14 protein-coding genes are annotated in these 12,025 nt (G+C 44.2%); 9 read left to right on the top strand and 5 right to left on the bottom strand.

Annotated features, from left to right (window positions below):
- The 6 genes from AKL11_RS16045 to AKL11_RS16020 form a co-directional block, all read left to right on the top strand.
- The coding region (locus AKL11_RS16045; RefSeq protein WP_067519226.1) for a transposase at nucleotides 1-299 on the top strand (299 nt) is incomplete at its 5' end.
- On the top strand, nucleotides 292-501 hold the full coding sequence (locus AKL11_RS16040; RefSeq protein ID WP_067519224.1) for a porin: 210 nt from the start codon (nucleotides 292-294) through the stop codon (nucleotides 499-501). The genes AKL11_RS16045 and AKL11_RS16040, both read left to right, overlap by 8 nt.
- 213 nt (nucleotides 502-714) lie before the next feature.
- The gene (locus AKL11_RS16035) at nucleotides 715-2,181 is read left to right on the top strand and encodes a sigma-54 dependent transcriptional regulator (RefSeq protein ID WP_067519222.1); all 1,467 of its coding nucleotides are present in this window, start codon (nucleotides 715-717) and stop codon (nucleotides 2,179-2,181) included.
- 495 nt (nucleotides 2,182-2,676) lie between these two features.
- A complete protein-coding gene (locus tag AKL11_RS16030; RefSeq protein ID WP_067582548.1) occupies nucleotides 2,677-3,507 on the top strand; it encodes a MinD/ParA family ATP-binding protein in 831 nt (276 codons plus the stop codon).
- Between the two features lie 2 nt (nucleotides 3,508-3,509).
- Complete coding sequence (locus AKL11_RS16025) at nucleotides 3,510-4,232, top strand: RNA polymerase sigma factor FliA (protein WP_067519218.1); 723 nt, start codon at nucleotides 3,510-3,512, stop codon at nucleotides 4,230-4,232.
- Between the two features lie 248 nt (nucleotides 4,233-4,480).
- Nucleotides 4,481-4,912 carry a rhodanese-like domain-containing protein gene (locus AKL11_RS16020; RefSeq protein WP_157673601.1) on the top strand — a complete coding sequence of 144 codons (432 nt, stop codon included), beginning with the start codon at nucleotides 4,481-4,483 and terminating at the stop codon, nucleotides 4,910-4,912.
- 41 nt (nucleotides 4,913-4,953) lie between these two features.
- On the opposite strand, the gene AKL11_RS16015 is transcribed toward AKL11_RS16020, so the two are convergent.
- A complete protein-coding gene (locus AKL11_RS16015) occupies nucleotides 4,954-5,637 on the bottom strand; it encodes a pseudouridine synthase (RefSeq protein ID WP_245673295.1) in 684 nt (227 codons plus the stop codon).
- A gap of 101 nt (nucleotides 5,638-5,738) precedes the next feature.
- Here AKL11_RS16015 and AKL11_RS16010 point away from each other — a divergent pair, with 101 nt between their 5' ends.
- Complete coding sequence (locus tag AKL11_RS16010) at nucleotides 5,739-7,187, top strand: DASS family sodium-coupled anion symporter (protein ID WP_245673297.1); 1,449 nt, start codon at nucleotides 5,739-5,741, stop codon at nucleotides 7,185-7,187.
- A 13-nt stretch (nucleotides 7,188-7,200) separates the two neighbouring features.
- On the opposite strand, the gene AKL11_RS16005 is transcribed toward AKL11_RS16010, so the two are convergent.
- Nucleotides 7,201-7,398 (bottom strand): DUF2788 domain-containing protein, encoded by a 198-nt coding sequence (locus AKL11_RS16005; protein WP_067519216.1) that lies wholly within the window; start codon nucleotides 7,396-7,398, stop codon nucleotides 7,201-7,203.
- A 387-nt stretch (nucleotides 7,399-7,785) separates the two neighbouring features.
- Here AKL11_RS16005 and AKL11_RS16000 point away from each other — a divergent pair, with 387 nt between their 5' ends.
- The gene (locus tag AKL11_RS16000; protein ID WP_067519214.1) at nucleotides 7,786-8,154 is read left to right on the top strand and encodes a hypothetical protein; all 369 of its coding nucleotides are present in this window, start codon (nucleotides 7,786-7,788) and stop codon (nucleotides 8,152-8,154) included.
- Nucleotides 8,155-8,377: 223 nt separating this feature from the next.
- The gene (locus AKL11_RS15995; RefSeq protein ID WP_067519212.1) at nucleotides 8,378-9,478 is read left to right on the top strand and encodes a hypothetical protein; all 1,101 of its coding nucleotides are present in this window, start codon (nucleotides 8,378-8,380) and stop codon (nucleotides 9,476-9,478) included.
- A 12-nt stretch (nucleotides 9,479-9,490) separates the two neighbouring features.
- Here AKL11_RS15995 and AKL11_RS15990 read toward each other — a convergent pair whose 3' ends face one another.
- The 3 genes from AKL11_RS15990 to AKL11_RS15980 all read right to left on the bottom strand — a co-directional run.
- On the bottom strand, nucleotides 9,491-10,099 hold the full coding sequence (locus AKL11_RS15990; RefSeq protein WP_067519210.1) for a DUF416 family protein: 609 nt from the start codon (nucleotides 10,097-10,099) through the stop codon (nucleotides 9,491-9,493).
- 99 nt (nucleotides 10,100-10,198) lie between these two features.
- Nucleotides 10,199-10,738 (bottom strand): hypothetical protein, encoded by a 540-nt coding sequence (locus tag AKL11_RS15985; protein WP_157673600.1) that lies wholly within the window; start codon nucleotides 10,736-10,738, stop codon nucleotides 10,199-10,201.
- A 394-nt stretch (nucleotides 10,739-11,132) separates the two neighbouring features.
- The coding region (locus tag AKL11_RS15980; protein WP_172807307.1) for an IS701 family transposase at nucleotides 11,133-12,025 on the bottom strand (893 nt) is incomplete at its 5' end.

Here is a 12,025-nt window from a genome sequence, read left to right as displayed (position 1 = left end):
TGGCCGCTCCCAAGTACAGTTCTGGTGACCGTTACACGGTGGTAATGGTTGATAACGCCAGTATCCACACGAGTCGGTTATTCCGAGAGGAGCTGRCCGACTGGGCGATCGAAAAGAAGATACTTGTCTGCTATCTGCCAACCTACTCCCCAGAACTGAACTTGATAGAAATGCTATGGCAAAAGGTGAAGTATGAATGGTTGAATCTCTTTGAGGTCATGGACTTTAAGGCGTTTGAAGCAGAAGTCATACGAGTGTTTGAGCAGGTCGGTCAGGAATATATGATTTCATTTGGTTAACTACTTATCTGAAGGAATTAATGGAAAAGATGTAGAAGCTTCAAGCTATACATTAGGCGTTAATTACTTTCCAACCAAGAATGTACGGGCGAGTATGAATTACGTGACTGGACAGGTTGATAATCATGCATCTATTGAAAACGTGGCTAATGCCGATGATAGTGGCGATGCACTGGTGGGTAGAATTCAATACGTTTTCTGATTTGATTTAAATCAAGCCCCGATTTCACATCGGGGCTTTTTTGTGTTTATATGATCTGAAAGAAAAAGTTTTATATTTTTTCGAAATAAAAAATAAACAAAAATTTGACGTAAAGTTTTTTTGCATCTTTACTGAAATATAAAGAGGCAGTTTAATTCCGAATATTTGTATCTACGCTGTATTAACTTACTGGATGACAAGGATCGTCGTCTTATGGAAACAGCTGAACAGGTACTGATCATTGAAGATATCGAATCTCGCCGTCATGATCTGAGCACAATACTGCAGTTTATGGGTTATCGGGCCGTCGCAATTAGTGCGGTTTACTGGGAGGATGCCGTCAGTGCGTACCCTCCAGAATCGTTTTCGGCGCTCTTTCTTGGTGATTTCCTTCAGGCAGAAAGCTCCCTTCAAGGTATGCTCTCCAGAATACAAAACTGGTGTGGCGGGGTGCCTGTTGTCCGAATTGCCGATGACCTTCCAAGTAACCTTCCCAATTCATTAGCCCGACAGATTATCTCCAGGGTTGAATGGCCTTGCAGCAAACCAGAGCTTTTATCCAGTCTGCATTATGGACAGGTATACCGTGAGCAATGGAAGCAGGCACATCAAACTGGTTATACTCAACAGGTTCAGCTTTTCCGTGGTCTTGTGGGGAAAAGTGAGCGAATTCGCAAGGTTCGATCTGCCATGGCGCAGGTGGCAGAAAGTGATGTCAATGTTTTGATCACCGGTGAATCTGGTACAGGTAAAGAAGTCGTTGCGCGAAATTTACACGAGCAATCCCACCGGAGAAGCGCACCTTTTGTACCGGTAAATTGTGGTGCTATTCCAACAGATCTTCTGGAAAGTGAGCTTTTCGGGCATGAAAAAGGCGCCTTTACGGGGGCTGTAACGACCAGAAAAGGTCGGTTTGAACTAGCTCAGGGTGGTACTCTTTTTCTTGATGAAATAGGTGATATGCCTCTCCATATGCAGGTAAAGCTTCTTCGTGTTTTACAGGAGCGAACGTTTGAACGTGTTGGTGGTACTGAGCCTATTGCGGTGGATGTCAGAATTATCGCCGCCACCCATAAAAATCTGGAGGGGATGATTGTTGAAGGTAGCTTCAGAGAAGATCTTTATTATCGATTAAATGTATTCCCTATTGAAATGCCTTCGTTAAAAGAACGCCCTGAAGATATTCCTCTGATGATCAATGAATTGACGCACAATATGGAAAAACAGGGGCGTGGTTCTATTCGATTAAGTTCTGCAGCGATTCTGTCTCTGTGCCGGCATGATTGGCCTGGCAATGTTCGTGAGATGGCCAATTTACTGGAAAGATTAGCCATAATGTATCCGTACGGGGTTATTGGTGTTCAGGATTTACCAGACAGCTTCCGTCATCTTGATATGATGAATCAAGATGATGATGGGGTTGCTGATTTATTCCCTGATAGTATTCAACCAGCAGGTACGGCCTCTTCTGAAGATTTAGCTGTTCTACCAGTTGGTGGTTTAAATCTAAAAGAATATCTAACTCGGCTGGAAAAAAGTCTGATTCAGCAGGCATTGAGTGATTGTAATAGTGTTGTTGCTAGGGCTGCAGATAAATTACAAATTCGACGAACGACGCTGGTTGAAAAAATGAGGAAGTATGGATTACAGCGTTATGAAGAAGCTGTAAAGACTGATTAAGTTTTGACTTTAATTTAATGGCTACCAATTGGTAGCCATTTTTTTTGTTTGATTTTTAGAAGTGGGGTTGTTTTATTTTTTGTTGGTTTGGTTTTTGTCAGGCTTTTGTTTTTGTGGTTTTCAGGTGTTTCTCAATATTGGTTTTTTCTTTCCACTGATTTTCTCGATGTATTTCATTTTTCAAAAATATTAAACGACGAATTAACGTCACTATATAGTGACACTGTCAAATATCTATCTTTGGCGATAGCGAAAAAAACCTCAAGTTTTTCCTGAGCTTACCGAAATTTAATTTATGTCAAAAAAATAACGAAATTGAAAAGAAATCGATAATTATAAGTACATAAAAAACAATAAGTTACGATTTTACTGGTTTTTGGCGTTGATTATGGTTGCATTTCTTGATGTTGAAACAAAATTGGCATGCAGATTGATATATAAACTATGTCGTTTTTATATATGCGTTTTTTTAAACCATAGAAAATTCAAGTGAGAATGATGACGCAAGTAAACAAGAGAGTGGTTGCGGTTTCAGGTTGTAAAGGTGGTGTAGGAAAAACCGTCGTTGCAGTTAATCTGGCCTTGGCTCTGACTAAGCTTGGACAACGCGTCGTTCTTATGGATGGTGATCTTTCTGTTCCAGATGTTGAGTTTACTCTTGGAGTAAATAAAAAGAATAATAGAGATCTATTGTCGTCGAATTTGTTGTTCTCTACGATTGAAGAAAAGCATAAGGGATTACAGGATGGACCGTCCGGTGTAAGGCTGTATACACCGATGGAAGATGGCGAGTGGCAGGACAGTATCCAGACTATTAGAGCGGTCGAACTGATTCAGGGCATGGATGCTCTTGAGTCAGAACTGGATACATTGGTTGTTGATACTGCACCTGGGTTGGCGCCGGATAATGTAACACTTATTCAGGCAGCCACCGAAGTCATTATTGTAATCAGTCAGGAAGATGTTTCTGTTGTCGATGCTGTTAAACAGATTCGACTTCTATACCGGGTTTTCAATGTTCACCAGTTTTATATCGTCGTGAATCTGGTAAGTAGTCGACGTGGCGGAGCCAAACAGTTTGAAAAACTGCAGGAACTTATTAAAGACGACAAACAAATAGTGATCAGTTTTCTGGGCGCTATACCATTTGATAAAGCAGTGGGTGAAGCAACGCAGCAACAGAAGGCTCTGTTGACAATCAATGATGATTGTCGTGCAGCAAGGGCGTTTCACCGGATAGGACATCAACTGGCTAAGCTTCCAATTTCTGAGCCTAAAGGCCGTATTGAATTCTTTATGTCTGACAGGATCAAGGAGAGGATCTAATCATGACGTTGACTGCACAGGATTTACAAAAAAAGAACATAAATATGGATGAGTTGGTGACCAATCACCGCTCTCTGGTAAAGCGAATTGCTAATCATCTGGCGGCCAGGATGCCAGCCAGTGTTCAGATTGATGATTTGGTTCAATCTGGCATGATTGGCTTGCTGGAAGCTGCTTCGAAGTACGATGCGGATAAGGGAGCCAGCTTTGAGACGTTTGCCGGTATCCGTATTCGCGGGGCGATGCTGGATGAAATTCGTAAAGGGGATTGGGGACCTAGATCCGTTTATCGAAACAGTCGCAAAATTACTGAAGCTGTCCAGGTGGTTGAAGCTCGATTAGGGCGGGATGCCAGGGACGCGGAAGTGGCTAAAGAGCTGGATGTGAAGATTGATGAGTATTACACCATTCTCAGTGATCTGAGAGGTTGCCGTCTCTTCAGTTACGAAGAGCTTTTCGATAGCGAAGAGTCCAGAATGCAGGCCCGCTCTGGTGATCGCGGACCATCAGGGGATATACAGGAAGATAAGTTCAAAACAGCCCTTGTAGAGGCTATCGATAAGTTACCAGAACGGGAAAAGCTGGTGCTCATGCTGTATTACAACGAAGAAATGAATCTGAAAGAGATTGGGAAAGTGCTGGGCGTCAGTGAGTCCCGGGTCAGTCAGATTCACTCACAGGCTGCCTTACGCCTTAGAGGTAAGCTGCAAAGCTGGCTGAGTTAATCTCTCGGTCGGCTTTTTAGCCCTTAGTTAGCCCTCAGGCATTTTTCTGTCGGTCCTTCAGTGGCTGGTTTAATTCATCTTTAATTCTGACAAGAATCTTCGGAATCTGGCCGTGATGAGGAATATATGCCGCTTATATGCTGCATTGCTTTGAACATTGAGTTTTTAAATCCTAATCGTTCCAAGTAGGTGGGTCTTAGCTCCATATAATTCTTAATTAGTGTTGTTTAATAATGGATCCGCATATCATGAAATGGAATTTTTTACCCCTGTGGATGGTTTGTTTTATATTGTCCACAAATGTTGTTGCGCAAGATGAGGCACCAGAACAAATCAATGGTGTCATTACTATTAATACCCATCAGGCCAAACGTCTTCACGATATTGGCGCTCTTTTTATTGATGTCAGGCCAGTAAAGCAGTGGAAATATGGCCATATTGATGGCTCGGAACATCTTGATTTGAGAGGAAGCTTTCGTCAGCTATTGGTTCCCGGGATACTTGATAAAGAAACACCAATAGTGATTTACGGTAATAGCACTTATCACATGAGAGGTGCTATAGGCAGCTACTTGGCAGCCTTGTGGGGATATGAACGGGTCTTCTTCCTCAGAGATGGTTACTTTTCCTGGTTAGCTTTGGATTATCCTGTGTCTCTAAGAAATGGAAGAGTGTATTAAAAGTATTTTCAGTTGATAATGTATTTTACTGAAAGCCCACTTTATTTATAAGTGGGCTTTTTTCTTTCCGCGTTATGTTCGTATTTTTTAATGATCTCTTTCATATCTTTTGGGACTTCGATTTCTCTCCACATCCCCTGTTTTAACTTATTCAAATCCCAGTGACCAATTCTGGCACGAATAAGCCGTAGAGTTGGATGGCCCACAGCTGCCGTCATTCTTCTTACCTGACGGTTCTTACCTTCCTTAATGGTGAGTTGGAGCCAGCAATCAGGAATCGATTTTCGCTCCCGGATGGGTGGGTTTCTATCCCAGACGGCAGGCGCCTCAATAATGTCTGCTTCTGCTGGCAAGGTCAGACCATCGTTTAAAATCACACCATTTCTCAGCTTTTCCAAACTGGTTTCATCAGGAATACCTTCAACTTGTACCCAGTAAGTTTTTGGCATTTTGTGTTTTGGCGAGCTGATCAGGTTTTGTAATTGACCATTATTGGTCAGAAGCAGTAAACCTTCGCTATCACGGTCCAGCCTGCCCGCAGGGTATATACCCGGAATATCAACAAAGTCCTTCAGCGTTTGGCGACCTTCCTGATCCGTAAACTGTGTCAACACACCATAGGGTTTATTGACCAGAAACAATCTGGGTGATTGACCGGGCCGTTTTGACCGTTTTGACCGTTTTGACCGTTTTTTACTGGGTAGGTGCATTGGCAGGGAAGGCATAATGAATAAACAAGGTTGGAATTATAGTTGGAATTATCAGTGTATAACCAGACCTCTACTAGACTTTGCCTTCATAATATCAGACACGAGAAGGACAGATTGTGAGGCAGTCAGCAGCAGGTAGCGAAGAAACAGATACAAAAAAAATCAATTTTAAAGTGCTATCGGGTTATTTGATTCCCTTTTCTCTTGGTCTTTTCTTCTGGTTATTACCCGCTCCAGAAGGGCTGGATGACCGTGGTTGGCATATGTTGATTATCTTCTTATCAACATTGTTGGGTGTGATGCTGGCACCGGCACCGATGTCAGCAGTCACTCTGGTTGGGCTAACCGTTCTTGGCCTGACAGGTACACTGTCAATTAAGGAAGCGTTGTCGGGCTATGGCGATCCGGTTACCTGGTTATCAGTACTGGCTTTTTTTATCTCCCATGGCTTTATTAAAACGGGTCTTGGAATGCGTATAGCCTATTGTTTTATGCGGATTCTTGGCAGGCGCACGCTGACTCTGGCTTATGGTTTAACACTTACGGATTTGTTTCTTGCACCTGCCATGCCAAGCATCACTGCCCGTGCGGGTGCTGTTGTTCATCCAATTATGAAGTCAATTGCCCATATCTATGACAGCCACCCAGGGCCAACGGCAAACCGTCTTGGTCGGTTTCTTACTCTCGTTGTTTTTCATGGAAATGCCATTACCAGTGGCATGTTTTTAACGGCAATGGCGGGTAACCCAATGATTCTAAGCTTGGCGGGCAGTCAGGGAATTGAGATTACCTGGGGAAGTTGGGCTTTGGCGGCCATTGTACCCGGTGTCATCAGTCTGATTATTATGCCTTTGGCGCTTTATAAGTTGGTTCCTCCAGAGCTGACAAAAACACCAGGAGCAGTCAGTCTCGCAAAAGAGAAGATGGCTCAGCTGGGGCCATTAAAACGGGATGAGTGGATCATGCTGGCCACCTTCATCGTACTTTTACTGCTTTGGGTATTCGGGTTAGGCTTTGGTGTTGTGCCAACGCTGGTAGCCATGCTAGGAGTGAGTTTGTTGATTCTTACAGGCGTTTTGGACTGGCAAGACGTGATTGGCAATAAAGGTGCCTGGGATACCATGATCTGGTTTGGCGCCTTTATCACCATGGCTCATTACCTCAGCGCTTATGGTGTTGTGCAGTTCACATGTGACCACGTAGGAGGATTATTTTCCGGCTTTTCAGCAAGTATGACCCTATTGATGCTTTGTGTGATTTATTACCTGTTTCACTATTTTTTTGCCGCGGCCACAGCACAGATCAGTGCAATGTACACCAGCTTTCTGTTGATCATTCTCGCCGCTGGCATTTCGCCGTTGGGAGGCGCACTGATGCTGGCATTTATGAGTAGTTTGTGTGGAGTAATTACTCACTACGGTAATGGCCCTGCCCCCATTTTATTCGGAGCGGGTTATGTTTCTCTGGGCAGTTGGTGGTTTGCCGGTATCATCATGAGCCTGCTCTATTTGTCCATATGGCTTGGCCCAGGCATTTTGTGGCTGGAATGGCTGGGCTATCTGTGAAGGTGCCGATCATTTAAAGAACAAATTCGACCAATACGGTTTTTATCAAAAACCCAAGCACTCCCAGACCCAGTGCGCCAAAAAGTACAAAGGTACCCCATTTTCCGGCATTGGACTTTTTGGCAAGGTCATAAACGATAAAGGCCATGAACAGTACAAGCCCACCCACGAGGACTTGTAACATCAGGGCTTCGAACTCGGCTACATCCATCTTTATTCTGCTCGCTATTTAGCTGTGTCTTATACCAATTCTGCTTTTAAATTATGGGCTGCGCAGCCATTTTGGTCGACTGGATCTGCGTTGAAGTTCCTCGCCATAGCTACGGCTATGACTCGTCTCTTCGCCTTTATGCCCTCGGGTATTGCCCAGTCGGCCAAAATAACTTGCTCACTCCACAATTTAAAAACGCCATTGGTATTACTTTTATCCGGTGAAGGTTATCGGGTTTCCCTTCAAAGTAAAGTGATTCTCCTGCTGTTACGCCCCGCTGAGTAGTCAATGAAACGTTAATAGCCCCTATATAGATGTGAAGATTTACCGATAAAGGTATCCAGAGAGTTTCCATCAGGACAACGCATAAGGATAACGGAGGGAACGATGCCGATAACACTGAAACTTGTGGATGTTCGGAAATTACAGAAAACCTCTTCAGTGGTCATGGCTGAATCTCAGGCCGTTGTTGAAAGTGCCAGAAAAATGCTGGCAAAGCAGGAAGAGTTTATGGAAAAAGGCGGTATGGACAGAGAAAAACTGAGAGCGTTTATTAATAGCGACCATTGGTCTGCCAAGCAAAGGCAGAAGGCTCGTGAAGAACTTCTTCGATTTCATTCTGAACTGAAAAGTAATATGAAGCAGGCAGCCGATGAAAAGCGAAAGGATATGGCACTTGGCCGGCGCTTACTCAAGCAGGAAAACGATGTGGTAAAAGGCCAGCGGGTAAAGAAGAAACGTTCTGGTTTTGTGTAATACCAATTCTGTTTTTAAATTATGGGCTGCGCAGTCATTTTGACCGACTGGATCAGCGTTGAAGTTCCTCGCCATAGCTACGGCTATGACTCGTCTCTTCGCCTTGCCCAGTCGCCCAAAATAACTTGCTCGTTCCAAAATTTAAAAACGCCATTGGTATAACAGCTCAGCGCAGTCACGGTCAGCCATTTAATAAAAAACAGTTTTCAGGGATGAGAACAGTATGGATCCAATTCGCGGCGTAACAACGAACAACGGCGTTCGTACCCTAAACCCTTTGGAAATGAGCCAGCAGGATTTTATTGCCGCTGTGTATCTGGAAAGAGGGGAGATGCTGGATACTGAAGTCCGGCGGATTATCGATGAAATTGATGTCAGTAATAAAGCGGCTGATGCCATTAATGGTATGATTGCCAAGTCAAATGTGGCGCAGTTTGGTGCTGCTGACTATGCCAGTAATACCTGGAGCGTGGATGGTAGCAATATCACGCTGGAAAATGGTTATAGCCTTCAATTCAGTGAAGATGGGGATTCAAACTCGTCCTTTGTTTTATCGGATGCAATGGGCAATCAGCTGATTTATCGGAATCAATTATTAATCCCTGTGCCTAGTGGAACGACCGTAGATGCATTAGAGGTGGGTATTCCTGTAACGGAAAGGATGACCTTGTTACTGGAAGATGGTACTGAAATTTCATTGATTCCAAACGCCACCGGCGGTCTGGATCCTGATGATTTATCTGGAGGTACCCACGATATTTCTGAAGTTGTCATTACCCGAAGAAATCAGGGGTTGTGGATAGCCGATGTAAATACCGCTACACCGACAATACCTGCACCGGATCTCAACGGCTATGCCCATGACAGTAATTCCGGTAGAGACGGCTATGTTCTTTATGAATCTGGCGGCCTCCATAACTGGGAATACAATGGCGAAAATGTCAGCGATCTAACCGCAACCCATGATGGGGAAACTATTGATGGATTTTTTGCCCGCAAACTGGCCTTTAACGGACCGGTTGCTGGTGAGTTTACTTCTGCGGGAAGACCCATACTGACCCAGCGGGAGAAAGATGTTCTGACCGAACTGGGCGTTCCTTTCAGTGACCCTGCTGGCGATGGAGACCTGACACCAGCCGCTTGGGGTGCACTGAGGACAACGTTAGACAATGTTAGAGACAACCTGACCGGCAGTAGCCAGCTGCAAACGGTTCAGTTGCAGCGGGCAATGCAGACTTACAATCAGAACTATGAAGCTATGTCTAACGCGCAGCAGAGAATATACAACCTGCTTCGAGATATTATGGGTAATATTGGACGTTGATGAGGAAACTTATCAGTCCACACTGATACCCAGCTGGCTGATACCGTCATTGGCTGAGAATATTTTAAGTTCCTTTGAAAGTGCTTTTGAAGGCGTGGGCTGATCACTGATCATAGTGATCAGTTCATGGATGAAATCCAGCTGTACCTGATAAAGCTCGTGATTTTCGATGTATTGGGATAGCTCCGTACCGTTCAGATCTTCCGCTTCCGCATACTTGATAAATTTACCGATGGTGCTTAATGACACGGTCAGTGCGCTGGCGGCTTCATCAACAGACGCTTTCATTGCACAGTTGATTGTGCAGTGAAGGCCGACGGTAAAGTCCAGGGCTGGTTCCACGCCAAAGATGTCATAATCGTCTGGTGACGGTGATTGTTCATCCAGCCGTTCAAGCAGGCGTTCAAAATTTTTTGATGATTGAAGACCAGCAACGAAGTCCCAGAGCATATCCAGACAATGGCGGAGTTCAGCTGATTCTCCAAACTCGGTGATTTCACAAAACAGGGCGAAGTTGGGCCATGCTCTTTCTGTGACTGCATTGGCGATAGCGATCAGCTGCCATGAGGAGAACGTTTGGAGCTGTCGATGGAATTGTGAGTATAGGCTGCGGGTGTTCAAATGTGACTTCCGAGGTAAGTTAAAGCTGTAAGTAGTTGACCAAATACTTAATCATTTTAACCTTTCTTCAGTCACTTTTTCATGATCGGCAAAATTATATTATAAAGGCCAACGAAACTTTACACTGACAGCGTCGAAGTCGTAATCGGAATTCAGTTCAACGTTACCACCATCTGTCATACAGCTGGCAGCAGTTAGTTTGCCGGGGTTCAATTTCAGGTCAGCGCAATCGCCAAAAGAGTAGCGGGTGTTCTTTTTGATGAACTCAACACCTTCCCTGACGCTCTCCCCAAGCCCGACCCCATCAAGTCCATAAAGAAGCACAGTGCCGGCAGTTTGGTTTATTACCTTATTAGGATCGTCGATTGATTTGTAGACAAAGGAGCCCGCACGTTCAGAGTTACGTTTATTTTCTCGCCTGAAAAAGTTGTGCTTGTTGTTGGCGCCGTTTGTCTGGGCGCTTATTTCAGGCATCTCTGTTGAGCTGTCAGCAAGACCGTGGGTGTAGGGAGTGTAATACTCCAGTGACGAAACAGGCTCTGAATGAAGCGTTGTTGCATGGAGAGTGACTGCGTGGGTAATCGCCCATGCAAGACATAGCGTATGGATGATATATTTCACTGGGTTAGTAATATTCATGGCGTCCTTCCTAAATATATCGTTCACAGTTACGTTGGTTTTATCTCCAATGTCATTTCTATGAGATAGCTGTATGGAAAATTCGTTCCATTAGTTATCCGTTAATCAAAATAATGTCGTGTTACAAATATAATTCTAATGGTCTTTTCGTAATAACTCCTTGAAACCAAAGTATTATATTCAAAAAAAGTATAAAGGGTTTTCGCAGAAATTCCTTTGAAAACAGGGGGGTAATAAAGTGATGTGTTAAATTATCAAGAAGTAAATGACCTCGACTTTAGATTTCCCATAAAACGGAAGTTTGGTCAGATTGCATAATTTCAAAATAAACAACATCGACGAACTATTTTTTCAGGCTCGCTTATATTCGGTTTTTTTGTCTRAAAGCCTTTSGTTATRCGGCTTTRCCCTTAYCRCAAAYTAACTGGTCGGTCAGYYTRTCRRAATCGAACTCATATTTTTGCCAATATCGGTTCCAACCCTCGCGAATTGGGAACCGGGGAATAATTTTTGAGAGCGCAGTTCTCATCATGCCAGCGGTCGTAGTGTCCTGATCTCGCCAGGGTAAACTCGAGATACTCAGGCATGCTTGATTTTTACAGACGGTCAGCAGTTGCAATAATGCATAGGCTGCCATTTTCAAATGCATCCATCGAAGAACCGATCTCAACTTTTGCTGCCACAGGTGGCGACAGCCGAAAGCGTGTTTGAGCTGATTGAACATCGGCTCAATTGGCCATCGCTTTCTGTAGCCTCGTAGAACGTCTAATCCTTCAYGCTCTATATTGGTTGAGATGAATATCCTGCTTTCGGTTAACCCTTTGTCATTTTCAAAACGGCTCCAAACGACTCGCACCTCCCGGCCTTTGAGGAATTTGGCACGACAAATCATGGTTCGATAACGTATTGTACGATGCTTGCCGTACAAYCATACGATAGCCTTGTGCTCCGATAATTTCTCCACTTCATCTGCCGTCATTTTGGTGCCGTATTTTCTGGGTCGTCCTCGTTTCTTTTTGAGGAGCTCCACCGGCTGTGCATATAGGGCACGATTCCTGGGTATTTGACCAATAACCTCTATACCCATTGCAAGAGTGGGTTCTATAGTGGGTTCTATCAAGGTTGCATTCATAAACCAACAGTCAGCAACCAGACGTAGCACTCTACCCCTTACTTCTTCTCGCACCACCTTGAGCATGGCAACAGCAATTTTCAGTTTACTGGTGTTTCCTGAAGCCGGCGCTGGAAATGAGATGATTGGAATAGCGGTAAATATTTCGTCTGCCG

It is taken from the genome of Endozoicomonas ascidiicola (assembly GCF_001646945.1).
GTDB lineage: Bacteria > Pseudomonadota > Gammaproteobacteria > Pseudomonadales > Endozoicomonadaceae > Endozoicomonas > Endozoicomonas ascidiicola.
This window is presented reverse-complemented; position numbering and strand designations above follow the sequence as displayed.

Excerpts from the sequence above, each read along its gene's own strand:
- AKL11_RS16025 (WP_067519218.1), top strand. The coding sequence starts at position 3,510 with ATGACGTTGACTGCACAGGATTTACAAAAAAAGAACATAAATATGGAT.
- AKL11_RS16030 (WP_067582548.1), top strand. The coding sequence starts at position 2,677 with ATGATGACGCAAGTAAACAAGAGAGTGGTTGCGGTTTCAGGTTGTAAA.
- AKL11_RS16000 (WP_067519214.1), top strand. The coding sequence starts at position 7,786 with ATGCCGATAACACTGAAACTTGTGGATGTTCGGAAATTACAGAAAACC.
- AKL11_RS16005 (WP_067519216.1), bottom strand. The coding sequence starts at position 7,398 with ATGGATGTAGCCGAGTTCGAAGCCCTGATGTTACAAGTCCTCGTGGGT.
- AKL11_RS15995 (WP_067519212.1), top strand. The coding sequence starts at position 8,378 with ATGGATCCAATTCGCGGCGTAACAACGAACAACGGCGTTCGTACCCTA.
- AKL11_RS16020 (WP_157673601.1), top strand. The coding sequence starts at position 4,481 with ATGAAATGGAATTTTTTACCCCTGTGGATGGTTTGTTTTATATTGTCC.
- AKL11_RS16035 (WP_067519222.1), top strand. The coding sequence starts at position 715 with ATGGAAACAGCTGAACAGGTACTGATCATTGAAGATATCGAATCTCGC.
- AKL11_RS15985 (WP_157673600.1), bottom strand. The coding sequence starts at position 10,738 with ATGAATATTACTAACCCAGTGAAATATATCATCCATACGCTATGTCTT.
- AKL11_RS16015 (WP_245673295.1), bottom strand. The coding sequence starts at position 5,637 with ATGCCTTCCCTGCCAATGCACCTACCCAGTAAAAAACGGTCAAAACGG.